This is a genomic window from Planomonospora parontospora (genome assembly GCA_014647935.1).
Classification (GTDB): Bacteria; Actinomycetota; Actinomycetes; order Streptosporangiales; family Streptosporangiaceae; genus Planomonospora; species Planomonospora parontospora.
In genome coordinates, this window is sequence record BMQD01000003.1 from 297,555 (window position 1) to 321,206 (window position 23,652).

Consider the following 23,652-nt stretch of genomic DNA (forward strand, 5'->3'; position numbering starts at 1 on the left):
ACCGAGCCGATCGGCCACCCGTCCCGATTCCCGGCCGTTCCCGGAGCCGGGACCGCTCTCAGCCGAGGGCGGGCTCGCCGGCCGGGTGGAGGGAGAGCGCGGGGTAGTCGGTGTAGCCGCGGTGGTCGCCGCCGAAGGCCGTGCTGAAGTCGGGCTCGTTGAGCGGTGCGCCCAGACGGAGGCGGAGCGGCAGGTCAGGGTTGGCCAGGAAGTACTTGCCCAGCGCCACCAGGTCCGCGCCCCGACCCAGCCACCGGTCCGCGGCCTCGGCCGGGTGGGCGGCCGAGGGGTCGTTGACGATGAGCGTGTTCGGCCAGAGGCCGCGGATCCGCCCGTCGATCTCCTCGGAACCGCCCGCCAGATGGTGCACGTAGACGAGATCGAGTTCGGCCAGGGCGGACAGCAGCGCCGGGTAGACCACGTGGGCGTCGTCCTCCACGATGCCCTGGACGCCGGTGGCGGGGGAGATGCGGATGCCGACGCGGTCCGCGCCGATCGCCTCCACGACCGCCCGGGCGGTCTCCACGGCGAACCGGATCCTGCCCTCGACGGATCCGCCGAAGCGGTCGTCGCGCAGGTTGGCGTTCTGCGACAGGAACTGGTGGATGAGATAGCCGTTGGCGCCGTGCAGCTCGACCCCGTCGAAACCGGCGTCCACGGCCCGCCGGGCGGCGTCCGCGAAGTCCTGTACGGTCGCCTCGACCTCGGCGGTGGTCAGCTCCACCGGGACGGGGAGGTCCTGCATGCCGTTCGGGGTGAAGATCTGCTCCGCGGCCGGTACGGCCGAGGGCGCGACGGGGAGCGCGCCGGTGTTGTCGGGGTGGCCGATCCGGCCGGCGTGCATGAGCTGGGCGAAGATCCGCCCGCCCGCCGCGTGGACGGCGTCGGTCACCTCGCGCCAGCCCGCGACCTGCTCGTCGGTGTGCAGCCCCGGCGTGTCCATGTAGCCCTTGCCGGCCGGGCTCGGCTGGATCCCCTCCGTGACGATCAGACCGGCCGACGCGCGCTGGGCGTAGTAGAGCGCGGTGAGGGAGGACGGGATCCCGTCCACATAGGCCCGGGACCGGGTCATGGGGGCCATCACCAGGCGGCTGGGCAACTGGAGGCGACCGAGTTCGAAGGCGCTGAACGGCATGGCTCTTCCTTTCTTGGGCGACCAACTTGGCCGACCAATGGTTAGTTCTACAACTTGGTCGACCAATATGCAAGCGGTAGGCTGATCCGGGAAAGGGAGGGGCGACATGGCGGAGCCGATGACGGTGGAGGGGGCGGTCCACCCGACGGCGTACGGCGCGGAGGGCCTCGACGGGCTGAGCTGCATGATGGCTCAGACGGCGCGGGGCCACCGGGTGCTGCTCGCCGCGCTGCTGGCGGAGATCGACCTCTACCCGGGGCAGGACCGCGCCCTGAGCGCCCTGTGGGAGAACGGGCCGCAGTCGCAGAACGCGCTGGCCAGGATCCTCGGCATCGACGTGTCCACGATGACCAAGATGCTGCAGCGCCTGGAGCGGAGCGGGTTCGTCAGCCGGAGCCCGTGCCCCGCCAACCGCCGCATCAGCATCGTGAGCACGACGCCGGCGGGTGACGCCCTCCGTCCCGAGGTGGAGCGGGTCGCGGCGGAGCTCCACCGCCGGATGACCCGCGGGCTGACCCCCGAACAGGTCGAGACGCTGCTCTCGCTGCTGGACACGGTGCGGGAGAACGTCTGCCCCGAGGCGATGTCCGGCGACGGGTCCTGCGCCCTCTGACGCGGGCTCTCCGCGCTTCCTCCTGCGGGCTCGCCGACGGCGGCTCCGGGCTCCGGGCTCCGGCAGCGGAAGGCCCCGGTCCTCCACCGTGAGGACCGGGGCCTGAAAAGCCGTACCCGGACGTCAGTCCTTCGTGCGGGTGGGCCGCAGGAGCGCCTCGGCCAGGGCGAGCATGGTCTCCTCCAGCGCGCCGAGGCGGCGGGTGAGGTCGGTGCGGACGGGGTCCACGATCTCGCCGAGGGCCTCGGCGAGCTGCTCGCGGTCGGGCTGGGCGCGGAGCATGTCGGCCAGCGGGGCGAGGGCGGCCTCGGCCTGCGCCAGGCGCTCGTCCAGGGTGTCGAAGCGCTGCTCCTGCCCGTCGGTCTGGGCGGAGATGAGCTCGCCGACGCGCTTGTGGACCTCGCTGATGTTGAGGGTGGCGGGGAGCTGGCTGACCCGCTGGTTGACGGCCTCGACGTGGTCGTCGACGGCCTCCAGCTGCTCGCCGGCCTTCTCCGCGCGGCTGTCCAGCGCGCACAGGCGGGCGTCGACGACGTCGATCCGGCTCGTGACGCGGCCCTCGATCTCGTCGAGGCGCTCGTCGAGGCCGTCCAGCCGGCCGTCGTGGCGGGTGCCGGTCTCGCCGATCCGGGCGTCCACCGAGGTGATGCGGGAGTCCACACCGCCCAGACGGGTCTCGACGCCGCTCATCCGGCCGTCGATGTCGGCCAGGCAGCCGTCGGTGGTCTCCAGGCGGCCGTCCACCGACGCCAGGCGGCCGTCCAGTGAGACCAGGCGGCCGTCCACCGCCGCCAGGTGGTCGCCGATGTCGGCCAGGCGGCCGTCGGCGGTCTCCAGGCGGCCGTCCACCGAGGTCAGGCGGGTATCGACCCGGTCGATGCGGCTCTCGACGCCGTCCACCCGGTCGTCCACCCGGACCACCGCCTGCTCGACCTTCCCGCTCACCTGCCCGATCGCGTCGAGAAGGCGGCCGACGGCGGCGTCCACGGACTCCCGCACCCCCGCCGCGAGCTCGGCCAGGCCGTTCTCCACGCGCTCGGTGCGCTGGGAGAGCTCGGTGAGCGACTTGTCCAGGCGGGTGAACCGGCCGGCCGCGGCCTCCATGTTCTCCTGGAACTGGCCGAGGCGCCCGGCGAACTCGTCCATCCGGTCGCCGACGCCCCTGGTGCCGTCGAGGACCGACTGGAGGCGGGTGAGCGCCTCGTCCATGTTCTCGCCGACGGTGCCGAGGTCGGCCCAGAGGCTCGGCAGCTCCTCGACGGGGGTGACCCGCTCCCCGACGGTGTCGACGCGCTGGCTCACGGAGTCGATCCGCTGCCCCACCGAGCCGACGCGCTCGCCGACGGCGTCGACGTGGTCGCGGACCGCCTCGACGTGCTGGGCGAGTCCCTCCGCCCAGGTCGGAGGCCGTACGGCGATGTCGTCCAGGCGACCGTGGACGGATTCCAGCGTGCCGTTCAGCCCGCCGAGCTCGCGTTCCCTGACCTCGCGCAGCAGCCACTCCATGCCTTCGAGCCGCTGGCGGATCTCGTCCAGCACCGCACCCTGCGTGCGCTGCTCGTAGACGTGGTCCTGGGCGGCGCGGGCGAGGAGCTCCCGCATCCGGTCGGAGATGGCGGTCTGGCCGCCGGCCTGCAGCAGGGTCTGATTGGAGTGATCCACCGAAAAGCTCCTTCACTCGCCGACGGCCAGCCGCGCGGTGGGATTGGTCCGGCTGTTGTTAAACGCGGTCGAACCGCTGACGGGAACGACTCCCGGGGCGCAACGATAGCGTCTGGATCAAGGTTTTTCGAATCCGGCTTTAAAAGATCGCGATTGTCGACGGATTTCCCGGATTTACGGTTCCGGGCAGATCAGCACGGGTCGCAAACAAGGACAAAAGGTCTGTCGATGACTCGGGTGAGAATAACCGTTGTGAATTTCTTTCCGGAAAGGCGGAGGTCTTTCCGGAGCCGCTCGACGTCGACCGCGGATCCACGTTTCTTGATCGTCACGTTCCCGACGCCGCGCTCCCGGAGCGCCGCCCGCAGCCGCTTGAGCGAGAACGGCAGCACCTCGTGCACCTCGTAGCGGGACGCCCACGGGGTATCCGCGAGGACGTCGGAGGTGATGTAGGCGATGTGCGGGTCGATCAGGCGCCCGCCGACCAGCGCGGCGACCTCCGCGACGAGGTGGGACCGGATCGCCGCGCCGTCCGGCTCGTAGACGTAGCGGCCGATGGGGCCGACCTCCGCCGGGCCGAGGCCGGCGCCGGGCGTCATCGTCAGGCCGGACGGCAGCATCGTGGCCCGCCGCTCCACCCCGCCGGCCAGCGCGCCCGCCCAGATCACGGCCTCCTTGACCTCGCCCCGGTGGGAGACCCACTCGGCCTCGGCCCCGGCGGGGATGAACTCGTACGGGATGCCGGGGGCCACCTTCAGGCAGGCCGCCCGGGCCGCGGCGACCATCCGGAGCACCTCGGGCCAGGCCGGGGAGTAGGCCAGGGGGTCGAAGGTCCTGCCGCGCGCCGTACGGCGGGCCGGGTCGGCGAACAGCACGTCGAAGGCGGCCGGGTCGACCGTGTCGGCGCCGGCCGCGCGGACCGTGACGCGGTCGCCGAACCCCAGGGCGTCGGCGTTGGCCCGGGCGACGGCGGCGGTGAGCGGGTCGGCGTCCACGGCCTCCACCGTGCAGCCCGCCCTGGCCAGGGCGAGCAGGTCGCCGCCGATGCCGCAGCAGACGTCGGCGACCCGGGAGCCCGCGGGGATCCGCCGGGCGCGGTGGTCGGCGACCTCGCGGCGGGTGGCCTGCTCCAGGCCGTGGGGGGTGAAGTACATCAGGTCGGCGTCGGCGCCGAACTTCTCCCGGGCCCGCCGCCTGAGCACGGCCTGGCCGAGCGCCGCCGAGGTGAGATCGGCGTCGTAGGTCTTCCTGAGCCGGGTCACGGCCGCCACGGGGTCGTCCCCGGCGAGCTCGGCCGCGGCCTCCAGGGCCTCCTGGCCGCGCGGCGTCAGCAGCTCACGGAATGCGTCAAGGTCCACGCCGCCCGACGCTACCGCCTCGTGCCCGCGGGGAGACGCGACCGATCACCCGGAGGCGCCGCCCCGGCTCAGCAGGCCGACCAGGTCGACATCGATGGGAAAGGGCACTTCGAGGGAGAGCCGACCATGATGGATGCCGGTGGGGACGTACGACTGGGTGGTGGGGTCGAGCTCGTACACGTACACGACCGGCTTGTCGCTCTCATCTTCGATGAGCCAGAAATGGGTGATTCCTGCCGCCGCGTAGCGTTCCGGCTTGATCTTGCGATCGCGGAACTTCGACTCGGGTGAGACCACTTCGACCGCCAGGTGGACTTCGGCGGGGGTGTAGGACGTCCGGCTGTTGTCATCGGCCACGCGGGCATCGATCACCAGTACGTCCGGACAGGGCCGCTGGAACTTGTTGATCTTTATGTCCATCTGGCTGACCGCGGCGAGGTGCTCCGGAGCCTGGGCGTCGAGGCGGTCGGTGAGCCCGCGGATCAGCCGTTCGTGGAAGCGCTTCTGGGGGGACATGAAGATGAGTGCTCCATCGAGGAGTTCGACGCGTCTGAAGAAGCCCGGCTCGCCGTTGGGCCCGTCCTGGGGGAGGTTGTCGAGGTCATCGGCAGTCCAGCCGCCGGGCGGGGGGTACGGCCAGTCGGCGAGCAGGTAGTCGGCGTCGCGTACCGTGGCCAACGCGTCGCTCATCGTGCCGGTCATGTCGTTCACCGTAGCGTCTTCCCCGTTGCCGTTCGTGGTCATCAGGTCACATTCCCGTCGGTGCCCGGTCGTCTCCCCGTATGTTCCCCCGATCCGGGCGGCGCGGTCAGGGGCGGTGGCGGGTTTCATGATGCGGATATGCCTGTCTTTGTCATGATGTGAGTCGTGCCGGAACGAGAGCGGCTCCGGGTTCCGTGCGGACCGGGCGTCGGACCTCCGCGGTGCCTCGGGAATTCGCCCGTGGAGGGTTCGGGCCGACTCCGGGATCGTTTCATCTTGTCGAATCTTTGCCGTTCCGGAGGAAAACTCGGGGGTCGTGCGGCCCGAGGATGCCTATTGCAGGGAGAAGTGTGTGAGTCCGTACGCCGACCGATGACCGGTGTTCGCGTGTGTTTCATATGTGTGAACCGGCCGCCCGGTGATTGTGGGGGCGGATAAGGGAGGTGTGTTTTCCGTCCGCGATTTCTCCGGGGGCGTCGTTCGGGGATGCAGCCCGATGGCGGATGGCGGGACGGCGCGATGCGCGGGTGCGGGGGAGGGGTTCGTCCGCGATGCGGGGAGGAGACCGGCGCGGACGGGGAGTCGCCGGTGCGGGCGGAGGAGCCGCCGGCCCGGACGGGTGGAACCGCCGGTCGCGGGGCGCCGGGAGGGCGGCGGCGTTCGCCCGAAGCGCAGACAGGGCGGTTCGTGTTGACTGTCAAGGCCTCCTTGCATACTGTTCCGTATTGGCACTCTCCCCTTGAGAGTGCCAATCCATGCGACGAGGTCAGGTCTGGCACCCGCGACGGCAGACCGCTGGTCGCCTCTTCTAGATCATTCATATCTGAAGGGGAGGTCCGACGTGACGACCGCCACCAAGGTTCCCGTTAAGCCGCTCGGCGACCGCATCGTGGTCCAGCCGCTCGAGGCAGAGCAGACCACCGCTTCCGGTCTGGTCATCCCGGACACCGCCAAGGAGAAGCCGCAGGAGGGCAAGGTCCTCGCGGTGGGTCCGGGCAACTGGGACGAGGAGGGCGAGAAGCGCATCCCGCTCGACGTGAGCGAGGGCGACATCGTTCTCTACAGCAAGTACGGCGGCACCGAGGTGAAGTACGGCGGCGAGGAGTACCTCGTGCTCTCCGCCCGTGACGTGCTCGCGATCATCGAGAAGTAGTTCACGCTTCACCTGAGATGACGTATCGAGCCCCGGGTCGCTCTCCGCGCCCGGGGCTTTGATGCGCCGACGTGCTTTCAGAGAGGACTGTCATGCCGAAGATCCTGTCTTTCGAGGAGGACGCGCGCCGCGCTCTCGAGCGTGGTGTGAACGCCCTGGCGGACGCCGTCAAGGTGACCCTCGGCCCGCGTGGCCGCAACGTCGTCATCGACAAGAAGTTCGGTGCGCCGACCATCACCAACGACGGTGTCACCATCGCGCGTGAGGTCGAGCTGGAGGGGCCGTACGAGAACCTCGGCGCCCAGCTGGCCAAGGAGGTCGCCACCAAGACCAACGACATCGCCGGTGACGGCACGACCACCGCGACCGTCCTGGCCCAGGCGATGGTCCGCGAGGGTCTGCGCAACGTCGCCGCCGGGGCCCAGCCGCTCTCCCTCAAGCGCGGCATCGACCTCGCGGCCAGGACCGTCAGCGACAAGCTGATCGAGTCCGCCCGCCCGGTCGCGGACAAGAAGGAGATCGCGCACGTCGCGACGATCTCCGCGCAGGACGCCAAGATCGGCGAGCTGATCGCCGAGGCGTTCGACAAGGTGGGCAAGGACGGTGTCATCACCGTCGAGGAGTCCAACTCCATGGGCATGGAGCTGGAGTTCACCGAGGGCCTGCAGTTCGACAAGGGTTACCTGTCGCCCTACATGGTGACCGACCAGGAGCGGATGGAAGCGGTCCTGGAGGACCCCTTCATCCTGATCCACCAGGCCAAGATCACCTCCGTCGCGGACTTCCTGCCGCTGCTGGAGAAGGTCGCCCAGACGAAGAAGCCGCTGCTCGTCATCTCCGAGGACGTCGAGGGCGAGGCCCTCGCGGTCCTGGTGACGAACAAGATCCGCGGCACCTTCACCTCCGTCGCCGTCAAGGCGCCGGGCTTCGGCGACCGCCGCAAGGCGATGCTGCAGGACATGGCCATCCTCACCGGCGGCCAGGTCGTCAGCGAGGAGGTCGGCCTCAAGCTGGAGCACGTCGGCACCGAGGTGCTCGGCACCGCCCGCCGCGTCGTGATCACCAAGGACAACACCACGATCGTGGACGGCGCCGGTGACGCGCAGGCGATCGCGGACCGCGTCAAGGAGATCAAGCTCGCCATCGAGCAGTCCGACTCCGACTGGGACCGCGAGAAGCTCCAGGAGCGCCTCGCGAAGCTCTCCGGCGGCGTCTGCGTGCTGAAGGTCGGCGCGGCCACCGAGGTGGAGCTCAAGGAGAAGAAGCACCGCCTCGAGGACGCCATCTCCGCGACCCGCGCCGCGATCGAGGAGGGCATCGTCTCCGGCGGTGGCTCCGCGCTCGTGCACGTCGCCAAGGTCCTGGGCGACCTGGACCTCACCGGCGACGAGGCGACCGGTGTCGCGGTGGTCCGCAAGGCGCTCATCGAGCCGGCCCGCTGGATCGCCGAGAACGCCGGCCTCGAGGGCTACGTCGTGACCTCCAAGGTCACCGAGCTCTCCGTCGGCCACGGCCTCAACGCCGCCACCGGCGAGTACGGCGACCTGATCGCCCAGGGCGTCATCGACCCGGTCAAGGTCACCCGCTCGGCCGTCCAGAACGCGGCCTCCATCGCCGGCATGCTGCTGACGACCGAGGCCCTCGTGGTGGACAAGCCCGAGGAGGAGGCCCCGGCCGCCGGCGGTCACGGCCACGGTCACGGCCACGGCCACTGATCTCCGTCAGGACCCGGTACGGCCCGCACCCCTCCCGGGGTGCGGGCCGTACGTTTTCCGGGGAAATCCGAAAGTGCGGCAAAGCGTCCGGCACGGCCGGTGTTACGGCTTGCGGGCCATATAACGAATAACCGACATATTTGGCAATCCATAGAAATTTCCGGCGAGGTGAAAAATCTCAGTGTAGCCGGTTGATTACCGTTCGCTGCCGCCGCCTCAATGTGACCAATCCGTAGCCGTTTGCCATGACGACAGGTCCGATCAGTGCGGGCATCATGCCTACGTGACCGAGGGATGCGTCGCCGACGCCAAGAGTGGGGTAAGGCTTGCGACGAGATCTGACGGGGTCGTCCACAAAGACGATCTCAAGGATCTGACGAGCCTCGCCGTTCAGGGGGATCGCACCGCGATCGAATCCTTGCTCGCGCAGTTGCGCCCGATGGTGGTGCGCTATTGCCGCGCCCGCCTCGGCCGGGTTTCCGGCCAATATCACATTGCGGACGACGTGGCCCAGGAAGTGTGCATCGCCGTCCTGTCCGCCCTGCCCCGCTACCGCGACATGGGGCGCCCGTTCGCGTCCTTCGTCTTCGGCATCGCCTCCCACAAGGTGGCCGACGCGCTGCGCAGCTCGGTACGCTCGGCCGTGCCGACCCAGGACCTCCCCGACGGGCCCGACGAGGGCCCGGGCCCGGAGGAGACCGTGGTGCGCTACATCGAGGCCGAGCACGCGCGCCGGCTGCTCTCCCGCCTCCCGGACAACCAGCGCGAGCTGCTGATGCTCAGGGTGGTGTCGGGGCTGTCGGCCGAGGAGACGGGTAATGTACTCGGTATGTCACCCGGTGCGGTTCGCGTCGCCCAGCATCGTGCGCTCGCCAGGCTGCGGGCACTGGCCGAGCTGGAGTCGATAGCTTGACCACGGTTCATCCGCGGCGCCCGGCCAGGAGATACGGGCCGGACGGGGATCCGGCCGTGGCCGGGACCGAGGCCCTCCTGCAGTCGCTCTCCCGGAGGGAGCCCGTCCCGGTGGCCGACGACGTCGTCCGGCTGCTGTCAGCGCTGATCGAGGACGTCGACCACGACCTCGCCGCCGGTCAGCGCCTCTCCTCGGTGTCGATCACGCCGTCGGCGTAGCCCTGGGCGTAGTCCCAGCTCACGTAGTCGGTGGGGTTGGGCTCGTAGGCGGGCTCGTGCACCTGCGGCTTGCCGTTGTCGATCATCTGGCGCAGGTTTCCGCGGAGCAGCTCCCAGTTGAAATAGTGCTGGTCGCCGCACTCCGGGCAGTCGAGGACCAGTCCGAAGACCCCCTGGGGTTCGAGCAGGGAGCGGAAGACCTCCACGTCGGCGAGATCGGTGACCGCCTCGTCGCGCTCGGCGGGCGTCAGGGGCTCGGGGGCGTCGGAATCACCCAGCGCGGCGGCCGGGTCGTCGGGGTCGTCCGCGAACGGGTCGCGAGGGACGTCTTCCAGCACGGTTCCACTTTATGGCCTAGGGGTGCCGGGCAGGGTGCGAACCCGGGCGTTCCGCGAGCCACCCCCTGCGCGCCGCCTCCACGCCCGCCTGGAAACGGGACTGCGCGCCCAGCCGGGCCATCGCGTCGGCGAAGCGGGCGCGGACGGTCCGGACCGAGACACCGAGCTGCCGGGCGATCGCCTCGTCGCCCACGCCCTGCGAGGCCAGCCGGAGCACCCGGACCACGCCGTCGTCGGCGTGCGCCCACGGCAGGGGCGAGGCCCGCGCCCACAGCTCCTCGAACAGCGTGCGCAGCGCGGCCACCACGACCGAGGCGCGGACCAGGTGGAAGCGGTAGGCGCTCTCGGCCAGGGCGCCGCCCCACCGGGCGGGCAGGCCCGCCACGTCGTCCCCGGCGACGAGGAACCAGCTCGGCACCGAGCCGACGGTCCGGATCCGCGCCCCGGCGCGCTCGAACCGGGCGAGCTTCTCCGGCAGGCCGGGCATCTGCAGCAGGTCCGCCGGGATGAGGGCGCGGCAGGAGAGCAGGCCCCGGTGCTGGGCCGCGATCCACTGGTCGGCGTAGCGCTGGGTGAAGTCGCTCATCGTCCGCCGGTCCGGGACGGCGGTGAGCAGCCGCAGCGGGGGAGCCTGGACCGCCATGCCGATCACGCTCTCGTAGAGCTCGTAGGCCCCGCCGACCAGCTCGACCGGGAACTGCCCGGTCTGCTGGTCGCGGCCGGCGTCGTACTGGTGGATGAGGTGGCGGATCGAGCCCAGCACCGAGTCGATCCTGCGGCTCTCCTCGGCGAGGTGGTCCAGCCGGTCGGCGATCAGGCGGCCGAGGGCCGCGGCCGGGTGCCGCGCGAGGTACTCCCCGGCCTGCTCGTCGACCACGCCCAGCCGTACCAGGGTGGTCAGCTCGCGGTGCAGCGACTCGGGGGGGTCGCCGATGGCCTCGGCCAGCTTGGCGCAGGTGGCGCGGTGCAGGCGGAGCACCGCGTCGTACAGCGCGGTCTGGGCGGGGGTCAGGCCCAGGGCGGCGAGCGGGTCGGAGGTGTCGGCAGGCATCGACGGGGGCTCCTGGGATGAACAGGACGTGTCGAGAGGATAACCCGGCGTCCCGCTCCTGTCCGGGCCTTGGCGCGATCGGCGGATCCGGGTGCAGCTTCGTGCAGTTGCAGCTTCGACCATTGCGCGCGGTGGAAGGCGGGGCGACCATGACATGGCGTCGGCACCGCGGGCGAGGCGCTCCGCCGCTCGGACACGGAGGGGGGTCCGGCGGCATCCGGGCGCATCGCGACGCTGCCGGTGACGGGAGGCCGAGCGGGTCACCGACCGCTCGGCCTCCCGCGGCGTATCCGGCCGTCCGCTCCGTCCCGCCTCCCCCTGCCGTTCGGCGCTCCGGGGGGCAGACCCTAAACTGTGCCGGGGGCGGCTTTCTCCACCCGGGATTCCCACAGAGCGCGTCGTGGCCGGAGGGTCGCAGGCGGCTCCCCCGCTCCAGGAGCGGGAGGCGGCCACCCCGCCGCCCCTGAGGAAGGCCGGTGACGGCCGCGTCCTCGCGCCCTGACCGTTCCGACCGCCAGAACCGCAAAGGGAAGCGATTCCCCTGCCGGACGACCCCGGCAGTCCCTCGCCAGGAGAATGATGGCCAAGTTCACCGAGCCGGGGCTGACGTTTGACGACGTGCTCCTCGTCCCCGCCTACTCCGACCTGCAGCCGGGCGAGGCGGACACCACCACCCGCCTCTCGCGCGGGATCACCCTGCGCATCCCGCTCGTCTCCGCCGCGATGGACACGGTCACCGAGGCGCGCATGGCGGTGGCCATGGCCCGTCAGGGCGGCATCGGCATCCTGCACCGCAACCTGTCCGTCGAGGACCAGGCCGGGCAGGCCGATCTCGTCAAGCGGTCCGAGGCCGGGATGGTCACCAACCCGATCACCTGCTCGCCGGACGACACGCTCGCCGACGTCGAGCGCCTCTGCGCGACCTACCGGATCTCCGGCGTCCCGGTGACGGATGTGAACGGCGTGCTGGTCGGCATCGTCACCAACCGGGACATGCGCTTCGAGACCGACCACAGCCGGCCGGTGCGCGAGGTCATGACCGCGATGCCGTTGGTCACCGCGCCGGTGGGGGTCTCCAGGGACGACGCGTTCGCGCTGCTGCGGAAGAACAAGATCGAGAAGCTCCCGCTGGTCGACGCGGCCGGGCGGCTGCACGGCCTGATCACGGTCAAGGACTTCACCAAGAGCGAGCAGTACCCGCTCGCCACCAAGGACGCCGACGGCCGGCTCGTCGTGGGGGCGGCCATCGGCGTCGGCGGTGACGCCGAGCAGCGGGCGGCGGCGCTGATCGAGGCCGGCGTCGACGTGATCATCGTGGACGTGGCGCACGGCCACTCCAAGGGCCTCGCCGACATGATCGCGAAGATCAAGGCCAACAGCCGGGTCGACGTGATCGGCGGGAACATCGCCACCCGGGCGGGCGCCCAGATGCTGATCGACGCCGGCGCCGACGCGGTCAAGGTCGGGGTGGGCCCCGGCTCCATCTGCACCACCCGCGTGGTCGCCGGGGTCGGTGCCCCGCAGGTGACCGCCATCCACGAGGCCTCGCTGGCCTGCGGCCCGGCCGGGGTGCCGGTGATCGGCGACGGCGGCCTGCAGTACTCCGGCGACATCGTCAAGGCCATCGCGGCCGGCGCCGACACGGTGATGCTGGGCTCGCTGCTGGCGGGCTGCGAGGAGTCCCCGGGCGAGCTGATCTTCATCAACGGCAAGCAGTTCAAGTCCTACCGGGGCATGGGCTCGCTCGGCGCGGTCCGCAACCGCGAGCGCGGCGGGGCGTCCTTCAGCAAGGACCGCTACGCCCAGGCCGACGTCGGCGGCGAGGACAAGTACATCCCCGAGGGCATCGAGGGCCAGGTACCCTACCGCGGCCCGGTCTCCGCGGTCGCCCACCAGCTCGTCGGCGGCCTGCGCCAGGGCATGTGGTACTCCGGGTGCCGCACGATCGCCGAGATGCACGACAGGTGCGAACTCATGCCGATCACCGCCGCGGGACTCAAGGAGAGCCACCCGCACGACATCCAGATGACGGTCGAGGCGCCGAACTACCACCGCCGCTGAACATCGGCGTGCGGGCCGGTCGGACACAGGTACGGCCCACGCCGGGAGGCGTGGGCCGTACGCGCGTGAGATGGGAAAGATACGGAACATGACTCAGGTGGAGATCGGCCGCGGCAAGAACGGACGCCGTGCCTACGCGCTGGACGAGATCGGCATCGTCCCCTCCCGGCGGACCCGCGACCCCGAGGAGGTCTCGATCGCCTGGCAGATCGACGCCTACCGGTTCGAGCTGCCCCTCGTGGTGAGCCCCATGGACAGTGTGGTCTCGCCGCAGACCGCGATCGAGGTGGGCCGGCACGGCGGTCTGGCGGTGCTGGACCTGGAGGGTCTGTGGACCCGTTACGAGGACCCGATGCCGCTGCTGGAGGAGGTGGCCGAACTCAAGGGCGAACCGGCGACCAAGCGCCTCCAGAAGATCTACGAGGAGCCGATCAAGGAGGAGCTGATCGGCCGCCGGATCGAGGAGATCCGCGCGGCCGGGGTCACCACGGCGGCCCGGCTCTCCCCGCAGCGCACGGTCCAGTACCACAAGGCCGTCATCGACGCGGGCGCGGACATCTTCGTGATCCGCGGCACCACGGTCTCGGCCGAGCACGTCTCGGGCCGGGCCGAGCCGCTCAACCTCAAGCAGTTCATCTACGAGCTCGACGTCCCGGTGATCGTCGGCGGCTGCGCCACCTACACCGCGGCGCTGCACCTGATGCGGACCGGCGCGGCCGGCGTGCTCGTCGGCTTCGGCGGCGGCGCCTCGCACACCACCCGCACGGTGCTGGGCGTGGCGGTGCCGATGGCCACCGCGATCTCGGACGTGGCCGCGGCGCGCCGCGACTACATGGACGAGTCCGGCGGCCGGTACGTCCACGTCATCGCGGACGGCGGCATGGGCACCTCCGGCGACATCGCCAAGGCCATCGCCTGCGGCGCCGACGCGGTCATGGTCGGCTCGCCGCTGGCCCGCGCCGTCGAGGCGCCCGGCCGGGGGTTCCACTGGGGCTCCGAGGCCCAGCACCCGGAGCTGCCGCGCGGCAAGCGGGTCGAGTTCGGCACGGTCGGCACACTCGCGCAGATCCTGCACGGCCCCTCCTCGGTGGCCGACGGCTCGATGAACCTGATGGGCGCGCTCCGACGCACCATGGCCACCGCCGGCTACTCCGACCTGAAGGAGTTCCAGCGGGTCGAGGTCGTCGTCGCCCCGCAGCGCTGACCCGGCGGCGGTGGGGGATCCCGGTGCCCGTGCGGGCCGGGCCCCTCCGCCGTCCTCAGGGGTGCACCGCCCGCGCCGGGGCCGCATCGGCTTGGGCCGTACGGCCTCGGCCGCTCTTGAGCCGTACGGTCCCGGCCGGGCCGTACGCCTCTCCCGGTGGCTCCGTCCCGAGCCGCGTGCCGGCGGCGGGTCAGCCGCCGAGCACGCCGAGGAGGTGGGCGACCTCGGCGGCGACGGCGTCGCGGCCCGCCCTCACGTAGGTGCGGGGGTCGACCGCCTCCGGGGCGGCGGCCAGGCGGTCGCGGATCGCCCGGGTGAATGCCCTGTTCAGGTGGGTGGCGATGTTGATCTTCTTCATGCCGTGCCGTACGGCGGCGCGCAGGGTGTCGTCCGGCACGCCGGACGAGCCGTGCAGCACGAGCGGGACCGGGACGGCGGCGCGCAGCTCGGCGATCAGGGCGAGGTCGAGCACGGCGTCGCGCGTCGTCATGGCGTGGGAGCTGCCGACGGCGACGGCGAGGGCGTCGACGCCGGTGCGGGCGACGTAGCCGGCGGCCTCGTGCGGCCTGGTCCGCGCCCCGGGCGCGTGCACGCCGTCCTTCCCGCCGATCTCGCCGAGCTCGGCCTCCACCCACACGCCCCGCCGGTGGCACCAGGCGGCGACCTCCGCGGTGAGCGCCGCGTTCTCCTCGTCGGGCAGCGCGGAGGCGTCGAACATGACCGACCCGATGCCCAGCTCCACGGCCTCCTCGACCAGCGCGCGGTCGCACGCGTGGTCGAGGTGGACGGCCACGGGCACCGAGGAGGCCCGGGCGACGGCCAGCGAGGCGGCGGCCACGGGGGCGAGGGCGCCGTGGTAGCGCACGCAGTTCTCGCTGATCTGCAGCACGACCGGTGCTCCGGCGCGCTCGGCCCCGGCGGCGATCGCCTCGGCGTGCTCCAGTTGGACGACGTTGAAGGCGCCGACGCCCGCCGGGGCGTCGCGGATGATGTCGCCGATTCCGACGAGGGGCATGGGCGGGGCCTTTCAGGGGTGACGGGGTGCTTTCGGGCCGACCCCGGCGAGCCGGGGCCCGCACGGGTGCGGAGGTCCGGGTCCGGGGCCCGCACGGGTCCGGGGCGGGTCCGGGATCGGGATCGGGGCGGGTGCGGAGGTCCGGGACAGGAATCGGAGGTGTGGCTACGGGTCTGCGGTCTCGACCCGGATCAGGGGATGGACCTCCCGGAACACGTCCGCATCGATCTCCCCGGCGACCGGAGCCGCCACCGCCGCCGCGCCCAGCGCCGCGGCACGGCGCAGCCGGTCGGGCCAGGAGGAGCCCTCGACCAGGCCCAGGGCCAGCCCGGCGACCAGGGCGTCGCCGGCCCCGGTCGGGTTCCCCTCCACCCGGTACGGCATGGCGGCCCGCCAGGAGCCCTCGGAGGTCACGGCCAGCAGCCCGCCGGCCCCCAGGGAGACGACGACCGCCCCGGCCCCCGCCTCCCGGAGCGCCTCGGCGCCGCCGAGCACATCCCCGGAGCGCCTGCCCGCGCGGTCCTCCGGCCGGGAGGCCGTCCCCCGCCGGGCGGGTCCGCCGCCGGACGGCGCGGCGAGGGCGCGGGCGAGCTCCTCGGCGTTGGGCTTGACGATCGAGGGCCGGCCGGCCGGGGCGTGCCGGAGCGCCTCGCCGTCGGCGTCCACGATGACCGGGACACCGCGGGCGCGGGCGCGGGAGGCGAGGACGGCGTAGAAGCCGGCGGGGACGCCGGGCGGCAGGCTCCCCGAGACCACCACGGCCGCGGCGGTGCCGAGACGGGCCTCGAAGCCGGCGAGGAACGCCGCCACCTCCCCGCCCGACACGACGGGCCCCGGCTCGTTGAACAGGGCCGTGCGCCGCGGCCCGGACGGGTGCAGGTCGCAGACCGCGAGGGTGGCGCGGGACTCCCCGCCGATGCGGGTGAGTGCGGCGGGGAGCCCGGCCCCGGCGAGGTCGGCCTCGGCGGCCCGGCCGTTGGAACCGCCGGAAAGGCCGGTGACCAGGACGTCGCGGCCGAGCCCGGCGAGGACCCGGGCGACGTTGACCCCCTTGCCTCCCGCCCTGCGGTGCACGGCCCGCACCCGGTTGACGCCGTCCCAGTCGACGCCGTCGGCGGTGTAGGTCACGTCGAGGGCCAGGTTCAGGGTGACGGTGAGGATCGGGCCTGGGGCGGGGGGAGGGGCGGGGCGCATCAGGGTTCCGTGATCCAGCTTCCGTGCTTCATGACGCCGGCGACCTCCAGGTCACCGTCGAGGACCACCAGGTCGGCCCGCTTGCCGGCGGTGACGGAGCCGAGGCGGTCGTCGAGGCCTAGGACCCGGGCGGGGGTGAGGGAGGTGACCTCGGCGGCCTCGGGCAGGGACAGGCCGAGCTCGCGGACGGCGCGCCGGAAGGCGGCGTCCATGGTCAGGGTGGAGCCCGCGATGGAGCCGCCCCCCGCCAGGCGGGCGACGCCGTCCACCACCTCGACCTTGAGCGGGCCCAGGTCGTAGGTCCCGTCCCCGGCCCCGGCCGCCGCCATCGCGTCGGTGACGAGCGCGGTACGGCCCGGCCCGGCGGCCCGGCAGGCCAGGCGGAGCATGGCGGGGTGCACGTGCACGCCGTCGTTGACCAGCTCCACCGTGACCCGCTCGTCCTGCAGCAGGGCGGCGACCGGTCCGGGGTCGCGGTGGCCCAGCGGGGGCATCGCGTTGTAGAGGTGGGTCGCGACGCGGGCGCCCGCGTCGATCCCGGCGAGGGTCCGCCCGTAGTCGGCGTCGCTGTGCCCGAGGGCGGCGATCACGTCGTTGGCGACGGCCTCCCGGATGGTGTCCAGCGCGCCCGGCAGCTCGGCGGCGATGGTGAGCATGCGCACGTGCCCGCGCCCCGCCTTGAGCAGGCCGAGGAGCTCCCCGGGGGAGGGCTCGCGCAGCAGGGCGGGGTTGTGCGCGCCGCAGCGGGCCTTGGAGATGTAGGGGCCCTCGAAGTGGATCCCGGCCAGCAGGCCGTCCTCGCACAGGTCGGCCAGGGCGGAGGCGGCCCGGGCCAGGTGTTCGGGGGAGGCCGTGACCAGGCTGGCCATGAGCGTGGTGGTGCCGTGCCGGGCGTGCAGGGCCGCGATCCGGACGGCCTGCTCGGGGTCGCCCGCGGGGAAGGAGCCGCCCGCCCCGCCGTGGTTGTGGATGTCGACGAAACCGGGCACGACGTAGCGGCCGCCGAGGCTGCGGCCCGGCCCGGGCGCGCTCCCCCGGCCGACGTGGGTGATGCGGCCGTCTTCGATGGTCAGCCAGCCGTCGTGGACACCGTCGGGGGTGACGACGCGGGCGTCGGCGAGTGTGAGGCTCATGGCCCCATCCTCTCCCGCCTGCGCGGAGGGGGCGGTCGCTGCGGGATCGGCGGTGGCGAGGCCGGCCGCGGCGGGGGTGGAGGCCGGGAGAGCGCCGGTCCGGAGAGCGGCCGTGGTGGACCCGGCCGTCGCGGGTCCGGTCCCGGCGGGGCCGGTCACCGGGGCTCCCGGGCGGGGAGGATCACCGAGCGGGTCAGGTGGAGCGGCCGGTCCGGGTCGAGCCCCCGGGCCAGGGCCCTGGCCGCCGCCACCCGCTGGACGCGCACCAGCTCGGCCATCGGGTCCAGGCCGCCGGCCAGGAACGCGCCGCCGGTCGCCTCCACCTCCTCGCGCAGCCCCTCGGGGGCGTCACCGAGCATCCAGGTGATCCGGCCGGGCCCGGCGATGCTGATCGGGCCGTGCCGGTATTCCATCGCGGGGTAGGCCTCGGTCCAGGCGCGGCAGGCCTCGCGCATCTTCAGCCCCGCCTCCAGGGCCAGGCCGTACGTCCAGCCGCGGCCCAGGAAGGTGATCTGCTCGGCGGTGAGCGTTTCGGGGGGAAGCGGCTCGGCGAGCGCGCGCTCGGCGTCGGCGACGGCGGCGGTCAGGTCCTCGCCGAGGTGGGCGCGGAGCAGGGCCAGCTGGGTGGTGGCGAACCGCGTCTGCACGACCGACCGCTCGTCGGCGTAGTCGAGGACGACGACCCGGTCGGCCAGCGCCATGACAGGGGTGTCCGGGTCCGCGGTGATCGCGGTGGTCCGGGCGTCCGTGTCGCGCAGCAGGTCCAGCACCTCGGTGGTGGTGCCGGACCTGGTCAGCGCCAGCACCCGGTCGTAGGAGCGGCCGGCCGGCGCCTCGGAGGCTGCGAACGCGTCGGTCTCGCCGTGCCCGGCGCGCTCGCGCAGCGCGGCGTAGGCCTGGGCGACGAACCAGGACGTCCCGCAGCCGACCACGGCCACCCGCTCGCCCGGCTGCGGGAGGGCGTCGGCCGGGACCGCGGCGGCGGCGCGGCGCCAGCAGTCCGGCTGGGACGCGATCTCTGCTTCGGTGTGGGTGGTCACGGCACGCCTCCCGGTTTGGCTCATTTATGAGTGATTTATAGCAGAAGTAAGCACATTTGGGCAGAGGTGGGTTTTGATCCTGCGCTGTGACACCCTGTTGACCGTGAGCCGATACGAGCGCTGGAACGCGATCCTCGAACTGCTCGCCCGGGAGGGCCGGCTGACCGTCGAGCAGGCCGCCGAGGGGCTGGACGTCTCCACCGCGACGATCCGGCGCGACTTCGACCAGCTGGCCCAGCAGCAGATGCTCATGCGCACGCGGGGCGGGGCCGTCGCGCAGAGCGTGAGCTACGACCTGCCGCTGCGCTACAAGACCGCGCGCCACGCCGGAGAGAAGCAGCGGATCGCCGAGGCGGCCGCCGCGCTGGCGGCGCCCGGCGCGATCGTCGGCATGAACGGCGGCACCACCACCTCGGAGGTCGCGCGGGCGCTGGCCGTACGGGCCGATCCCGAGCTCGGCTTCACCATCGTCACCAACGCCCTGAACATCGCCGCCGAGCTGACCGTGCGGCAGAACGTCAAGATCGTGGTGACCGGAGGGGTGGCGCGGCCGCAGTCCTACGAGCTGATCGGGCCGCTGGCCTCGGAGGTGCTGGAGCAGATCACGCTGGACATCGCGTTCCTGGGTGTGGACGCGATCGACGCCGGGACGGGGGCCTTCGCCCACCACGAGGGCGAGGCGAGCGTCAACGGCCTGCTGATCGGCCGGGCCGCCGAGGTCGTCGTGGTCGCGGACGTCTCCAAGATCGGACGTCGCGCGTTCGCCCGGATCTGCACCCTGGACGCCGTCGGCACGCTGGTCACCGACGAGGGCCTCACCGACGAGGACGCGGCCCGCTTCGCCGACGCCGGCGTGAAGGTCGTCCGCGCCTGACCGGGGCGGCGGACGGTGGCGCGAATCACCGCGAGCGCGACTACCGGCTGGTAGTGACATCCGGGGGCGGGGGTACATATCCCGGACAAGACGACGATCCGCGTACCCCGGGGGGATGCAGCATGACGGCGCGCATGGGCACCGCACGGCTCGGCCCTGCCGAGAGGTCCGCCGCACTGGCGCAGCTGGGCTCCGCCGAGCTCGACGTGGTGGTGATCGGCGGCGGGGTCGTCGGCGCCGGGGTCGCGCTCGACGCGACGACGCGAGGGCTGAGCGTCGGGCTGCTGGAGGCGCGCGACTTCGCCTCGGGGACCTCCTCCCGCTCCTCCAAGCTGATCCACGGCGGCCTGCGCTATCTGGAGCAGCTCAACTTCGACCTGGTCCGGGAGGCGCTCCAGGAGCGCGCGCTGCTGCTGCAGCGGATCGCCCCCCACCTGGTGCGGCCGGTGCCGTTCCTGTTCCCGCTCACCCATCTGGGCTGGGAGCGGCCGTACGTCGGCACCGGGCTGGTGATGTACGACACCCTGGGCTTCTCCACCGGGCTCACCCGCGGCGTCCCCGGCCACCGGCACCTGTCGCGCAGGCGGGCGCTGCGGCTGGCCCCGGCGCTGCGCCGTACCGCCTTCTCCGGCGCGGTGCAGTACTGGGACGCGCAGGTGGACGACGCCCGCTACGTGATGACCATGCTGCGGACCGCCGCCGGCTACGGGGCGCACGTCGCCTCCCGGGCGCAGGTGACGGGCTTCCTGCGGGAGGGGGAGCGGGTCACCGGGGTGCGGGTGCGCGACCTGGAGACCGGGACCGACCTGGAGGTGCGGGCGCGCCAGGTGGTGAACGCCACCGGCGTGTGGACCGACGAGATCCAGGAGCTGGTCGGCGGGCGCGGGCAGATCCACGTGCGCGCCTCCAAGGGCGTGCACCTGGTCGTGCCGCGCGACCGGATCCACTCGCACACCGGGATCATCCTGCGGACCGAGAAGTCGGTGCTGTTCGTCATCCCCTGGGGCCGCCACTGGATCATCGGGACCACCGACACCCGCTGGGACCTGGACAAGGTCCACCCGGCGGCCTCCCGCTCCGACATCGACTACGTGCTGGAGCACGTCAACGCGGTGCTCTCGGTGCCGCTCACCCGCGACGACGTCGAGGGCGTCTACGCGGGGCTGCGGCCGCTGCTGTCGGGAGAGTCGGAGGAGACCTCCAAGCTCTCGCGCGAGCACGTGGTGGCCCACCCGGTGCCGGGGCTGGTCATGGTGGCCGGCGGCAAGTACACCACCTACCGGGTCATGGCGAAGGACGCGGTGGACGCGGTCGCGCACGGCCTGCACCAGCGGGTCCCGCCCTCCTGCACCGACCGCGTCCCGCTGGCCGGCGCGGAGGGGTACCAGGCGCTGTGGAACTCCCGCGAGCGGCTGGCGCGCTCCTCCGGGCTGCACGTGGCGCGGATCGAGCACCTGCTCCAGCGGTACGGTTCCATGATCGGCGAGGTGCTGGCGCTGATCGAGGAGGACCCGGCGCTCGCCCGCCCGCTGACCGGGGCGGACGACTATCTCCGGGCCGAGGTCGTCTACGCCGCCACCCACGAGGGCGCCCGGCACCTCAACGACGTGCTGACCCGGCGCACCCACATCGCCATGGAGACCTTCCACCGCGGCCTGGCCGTGGCCGAGGAGGCCGCCGGACTGCTCGCCGGCCCGCTGGGATGGGACGACGAGCAGGTCAAGCGGGAGATCGAGCACTACACCAAGCGGGTGGAGGCCGAGCGGCTCTCCCAGGAGCAGGACACCGACCACGAGGCCGACGCCATCCGCCTCGGCGCCCCCGACATCGTCCCCGTCGCCGCTCCGGAGACCAACCTGGCCTGAGTCGGCAGGTCTTTGCGAAGGCTACTTGAGAGCTCGAGACATCGGGTCTCTCGGACTGTCCTGCGTCATCACCGATTCCGCCTGCAGCTTGCATACAAATGCATACTATGAAGTCATGGCACTGTTGCAGGTACGCGATGTCCCCGAACCGACAGTACGAGCACTCAAAGAGCAGGCGGCCGAGCGCGGACTCACACTGGCTGCCTATCTCCGCGCAGAGTTGGAGCGCATGGCCGCCCGCCCGACGAACGCCGAGATCGCCGCACGTCTGGCCCGGCGGAACCGTCTCGGTGGTCCGACCACGGACGAGACTGTGAACGAGATCCGGCGTATTCGCGAGGTATCGTGATCGTCATTGAGTCCTCTGCCGTGGTGGAGGCTCTGGTGGACGATCCGGTCAACACCGCGCTCCTGGCGGTCATCGCCGAGGAGGAACTTCACGCGCCCGCGCTTCTGGACTTCGAGGTCTCGAGCGCGTTGAGGGGTCTCGTCCTCGGTAAGAAGCTCGATGAGCAGCGGCTGGACGAAGCCGTCGAGGACTTCGGCTCACTACGCATCCGGCGTTACCAGATGACCGAACTCATGGGCCACGTGCTCAGGCTCCGTGACGACTTCACGACATACGATGCGGCGTATGTCGTGCTGGCACAGGCACTGGACGCACCTCTCGTCACGTCCGACCTGAAGATGAAGGAAGCTGAGAAGTTCGGCATCGACGTGCGCGTACTGCGGTCGAGCTGACGGTCGAGAGCTCCGCTGTCCTCGTCGGCAGGCGGGGAAGAGCGGAGAGACGAACCTCGCGCGTCGTCAGGGCTGAGGGAACGGGCGGTGGGAGACGAGGCTCCGCCGGCGTTTCCGGCGGGGCCGCCGACCAGGGGGTGAAACGTTTCCGGGTGGTGCCGGACACCTGATGAGGTGTCCGGCACCACTTCGGTCAGGAGACACCTGTGCAGGATCAACGCGTGCCCTCCAGCGCGCGAGATCGTTTCGAGGCGCTCTACCTCGTCCGCTACCCGGCGTGGGCTCACTGTTCGGGCCGATCGTTCCCGAAGGCTTCGAATGGCACGGAAGCATAGGCACACGGAGTTCGGTGCCCTGCGCGTCGGCGTTCTGCGGCAAGGTCTGGATGCCGGTCGACTTTCCCGGCAGGGTGGTGTTCGGCGTGGGGTGCGAGGCCAGGCCGGGGGAGTCGTACGCCGAGGTCGACTTCGATGATCCCGAGGGAGCAGAGGCCCTGAGCGGTTACACCTCCCGTGGTAAGACGGTCGCCGCCGTCCGCGCTGAGCTGCGGCGGCGTGGCCTGAGAGCTGACCACCGCCTGCTGTGGCGTTACCCCGACGGCGGTTTCGCCGACCAGCCCGTCCCGGCGGGGAGCATCGAGGACGGCTGGATCGTCGCCGGCTCCCGTCCCCGCAGCTCCGTCGCCGTCGACCTGTTCGTCATCCTCGGTCCCGGAGCCGGGCCGGCCCCCGATCCGCGGAAGGCCACCGCTCCGCCCCGGTGGTACGACGCCGCCGGGTAGCGGCGGGGCGGGAAGCCGGCCGCAGCCGTCCGGGGTCAGCGTTCGCAGACGAGGCCGTCGCCGTCGCGGTCCTGGTACCAGGCGTACTCCGGGTCGGTGCCCCGCCGGTACGGTCCGTGGCCCGCGGCGTTGGCCGCGCCGCAGGTGGGGAAGCGCGGGTCGGTCCCGGTGGACGGCGGGTCCGGGGTCGGCTGCGGAGCCGGGGTCCGGGTAGGAGACGGCGCGGGTGCCGAGCCCGTGCCGTCGCAGCCGCCCGACCAGATCCGGAGCCCGTCCCGCCGTGCCTTGGCCTGCTCGGCCCGCATGAGGGCGATGTACCGGTCGTTGGGCTTGTAGAGCACCGCCTTGCCGTATCCGAAGCGCACGAGGTGGCGGTTGACGAAGGTGCCGGTCGCGCCCCACACGTAGCGCAGGTGGCGGCCGTAGCGGTCCTTCGGGTCCCTGTCCTTCAGCAGGTAGGCGCTCTTTCCGACGGGCAGGAGCGCCGCGGCGCGGGCGGACGAGGTCCTGAACCAGCACCGGCCGCGCTCGGGGGTGTCGACCTCCAGAAGCTGGACGCGGAAGACCGGGCCGGTACGGCCGGCGCGGACGTCGACCGTGTCGCCGTCCACGATCTTCACGACGACGACCTTCTGCGCCCCCTTCGGCACGCCCTGTGGGGCCGCCGCAGCGGGCCCCGCCGTCAGCGGCAAGGTCAGGACGGCGGTGCAGGCCAGCAGGGACGCGCGGAGGACAGGTGTCACGGGAGGCTCCTTCGCCGGTGGTACGGAGGAGCCGAACGTAGCAAGGAGAATCTGATTCGATACGGATAGTGATCGATTCGGGATTCGCGAGGATCGTTCACTTCGGTGAAGAGGGGTACGGCTCCCGCCCGGGTCGGGCGGGA

At 72.1% G+C, this 23,652-nt stretch carries 23 protein-coding genes; 12 read left to right on the plus strand and 11 right to left on the minus strand.

All coding sequences use genetic code 11. From position 1 onward, the window contains the following. Positions 1-58 precede the first annotated feature (58 nt). On the minus strand, positions 59-1,135 hold the full coding sequence (locus IEZ07_RS06815; RefSeq protein ID WP_191893967.1) for an alkene reductase: 1,077 nt from the start codon (positions 1,133-1,135) through the stop codon (positions 59-61). Positions 1,136-1,241: 106 nt separating this feature from the next. Here IEZ07_RS06815 and IEZ07_RS06820 point away from each other — a divergent pair, with 106 nt between their 5' ends. Then, a complete protein-coding gene (locus IEZ07_RS06820) occupies positions 1,242-1,748 on the plus strand; it encodes a MarR family winged helix-turn-helix transcriptional regulator (RefSeq protein ID WP_191893968.1) in 507 nt (168 codons plus the stop codon). Positions 1,749-1,871: 123 nt separating this feature from the next. On the opposite strand, the gene IEZ07_RS06825 is transcribed toward IEZ07_RS06820, so the two are convergent. The 3 genes from IEZ07_RS06825 to IEZ07_RS06835 all read right to left on the minus strand — a co-directional run bounded on the left by IEZ07_RS06825 (position 1,872) and on the right by IEZ07_RS06835 (position 5,512). Beyond that, on the minus strand, positions 1,872-3,410 hold the full coding sequence (locus tag IEZ07_RS06825; protein WP_191893969.1) for a coiled-coil domain-containing protein: 1,539 nt from the start codon (positions 3,408-3,410) through the stop codon (positions 1,872-1,874). Between the two features lie 191 nt (positions 3,411-3,601). Beyond that, positions 3,602-4,768 carry a class I SAM-dependent methyltransferase gene (locus IEZ07_RS06830; RefSeq protein ID WP_191893970.1) on the minus strand — a complete coding sequence of 389 codons (1,167 nt, stop codon included), beginning with the start codon at positions 4,766-4,768 and terminating at the stop codon, positions 3,602-3,604. Positions 4,769-4,813: 45 nt separating this feature from the next. Further along, complete coding sequence (locus IEZ07_RS06835) at positions 4,814-5,512, minus strand: Uma2 family endonuclease (RefSeq protein WP_191893971.1); 699 nt, start codon at positions 5,510-5,512, stop codon at positions 4,814-4,816. A 799-nt stretch (positions 5,513-6,311) separates the two neighbouring features. On the opposite strand from IEZ07_RS06835, the gene groES reads away from it, so the two are divergent. From groES to IEZ07_RS06855, 4 genes are all read left to right on the plus strand, one after another. Beyond that, entirely contained in the window at positions 6,312-6,623 is a 312-nt protein-coding gene (gene groES / locus IEZ07_RS06840) for a co-chaperone GroES (protein ID WP_068896587.1), read from the plus strand. A gap of 92 nt (positions 6,624-6,715) precedes the next feature. Next, entirely contained in the window at positions 6,716-8,338 is a 1,623-nt protein-coding gene (gene groL, locus IEZ07_RS06845) for a chaperonin GroEL (protein WP_068896588.1), read from the plus strand. 373 nt (positions 8,339-8,711) lie between these two features. Further along, positions 8,712-9,251, plus strand: coding sequence for a sigma-70 family RNA polymerase sigma factor (locus tag IEZ07_RS06850; RefSeq protein WP_230881286.1), 540 nt, complete (start codon positions 8,712-8,714; stop codon positions 9,249-9,251). Positions 9,252-9,307: 56 nt separating this feature from the next. After that, on the plus strand, positions 9,308-9,469 hold the full coding sequence (locus tag IEZ07_RS06855) for a hypothetical protein (protein ID WP_191893972.1): 162 nt from the start codon (positions 9,308-9,310) through the stop codon (positions 9,467-9,469). Here the strand turns inward: IEZ07_RS06855 and IEZ07_RS06860 are convergent. Further along, positions 9,430-9,807 (minus strand): DUF5319 family protein, encoded by a 378-nt coding sequence (locus IEZ07_RS06860; RefSeq protein WP_191893973.1) that lies wholly within the window; start codon positions 9,805-9,807, stop codon positions 9,430-9,432. The genes IEZ07_RS06855 and IEZ07_RS06860 overlap by 40 nt on opposite strands. Before the next feature lie 16 nt (positions 9,808-9,823). Further along, on the minus strand, positions 9,824-10,858 hold the full coding sequence (locus IEZ07_RS06865; RefSeq protein WP_068896590.1) for a helix-turn-helix transcriptional regulator: 1,035 nt from the start codon (positions 10,856-10,858) through the stop codon (positions 9,824-9,826). A 579-nt stretch (positions 10,859-11,437) separates the two neighbouring features. On the opposite strand from IEZ07_RS06865, the gene guaB reads away from it, so the two are divergent. Beyond that, positions 11,438-12,919: an IMP dehydrogenase gene (guaB, locus tag IEZ07_RS06870; RefSeq protein ID WP_068896591.1), complete on the plus strand. Its 1,482-nt coding sequence runs from the start codon at positions 11,438-11,440 to the stop codon at positions 12,917-12,919. Between the two features lie 97 nt (positions 12,920-13,016). Next, positions 13,017-14,123 carry a GuaB3 family IMP dehydrogenase-related protein gene (locus IEZ07_RS06875; protein ID WP_068896592.1) on the plus strand — a complete coding sequence of 369 codons (1,107 nt, stop codon included), beginning with the start codon at positions 13,017-13,019 and terminating at the stop codon, positions 14,121-14,123. Between the two features lie 190 nt (positions 14,124-14,313). Here IEZ07_RS06875 and IEZ07_RS06880 read toward each other — a convergent pair whose 3' ends face one another. From IEZ07_RS06880 to IEZ07_RS06895, 4 genes are all read right to left on the minus strand, one after another. Further along, positions 14,314-15,138, minus strand: a complete 825-nt coding sequence (locus IEZ07_RS06880) for a class II fructose-bisphosphate aldolase (RefSeq protein ID WP_068896593.1) — start codon at positions 15,136-15,138, stop codon at positions 14,314-14,316. 165 nt (positions 15,139-15,303) lie between these two features. Next, on the minus strand, positions 15,304-16,332 hold the full coding sequence (locus tag IEZ07_RS06885) for a 1-phosphofructokinase family hexose kinase (RefSeq protein ID WP_191893974.1): 1,029 nt from the start codon (positions 16,330-16,332) through the stop codon (positions 15,304-15,306). Next, positions 16,332-17,465 (minus strand): N-acetylglucosamine-6-phosphate deacetylase, encoded by a 1,134-nt coding sequence (gene nagA / locus IEZ07_RS06890; RefSeq protein ID WP_191893975.1) that lies wholly within the window; start codon positions 17,463-17,465, stop codon positions 16,332-16,334. Before nagA ends, IEZ07_RS06885 begins: the two co-directional genes overlap by 1 nt. Before the next feature lie 155 nt (positions 17,466-17,620). Then, positions 17,621-18,505, minus strand: coding sequence for an SIS domain-containing protein (locus IEZ07_RS06895; protein ID WP_204054281.1), 885 nt, complete (start codon positions 18,503-18,505; stop codon positions 17,621-17,623). A gap of 103 nt (positions 18,506-18,608) precedes the next feature. Here IEZ07_RS06895 and IEZ07_RS06900 point away from each other — a divergent pair, with 103 nt between their 5' ends. The 5 genes from IEZ07_RS06900 (at position 18,609) to IEZ07_RS06920 (ending at position 22,766) form a co-directional block, all read left to right on the plus strand. After that, entirely contained in the window at positions 18,609-19,379 is a 771-nt protein-coding gene (locus tag IEZ07_RS06900) for a DeoR/GlpR family DNA-binding transcription regulator (RefSeq protein WP_191893977.1), read from the plus strand. Between the two features lie 122 nt (positions 19,380-19,501). Next, positions 19,502-21,244, plus strand: a complete 1,743-nt coding sequence (locus IEZ07_RS06905; protein WP_191893978.1) for a glycerol-3-phosphate dehydrogenase/oxidase — start codon at positions 19,502-19,504, stop codon at positions 21,242-21,244. Positions 21,245-21,359: 115 nt separating this feature from the next. Beyond that, positions 21,360-21,593 carry a FitA-like ribbon-helix-helix domain-containing protein gene (locus tag IEZ07_RS06910; RefSeq protein ID WP_191893979.1) on the plus strand — a complete coding sequence of 78 codons (234 nt, stop codon included), beginning with the start codon at positions 21,360-21,362 and terminating at the stop codon, positions 21,591-21,593. Next, entirely contained in the window at positions 21,590-21,985 is a 396-nt protein-coding gene (locus IEZ07_RS06915; protein ID WP_191893980.1) for a type II toxin-antitoxin system VapC family toxin, read from the plus strand. The genes IEZ07_RS06910 and IEZ07_RS06915 overlap by 4 nt, the downstream gene beginning before the upstream one ends. Before the next feature lie 349 nt (positions 21,986-22,334). Next, the gene (locus tag IEZ07_RS06920; protein WP_191893981.1) at positions 22,335-22,766 is read left to right on the plus strand and encodes a type 1 glutamine amidotransferase family protein; all 432 of its coding nucleotides are present in this window, start codon (positions 22,335-22,337) and stop codon (positions 22,764-22,766) included. A 35-nt stretch (positions 22,767-22,801) separates the two neighbouring features. Here the strand turns inward: IEZ07_RS06920 and IEZ07_RS06925 are convergent, their stop codons facing one another. Further along, complete coding sequence (locus IEZ07_RS06925) at positions 22,802-23,509, minus strand: thermonuclease family protein (protein ID WP_191893982.1); 708 nt, start codon at positions 23,507-23,509, stop codon at positions 22,802-22,804. Positions 23,510-23,652: the final 143 nt, after the last annotated feature.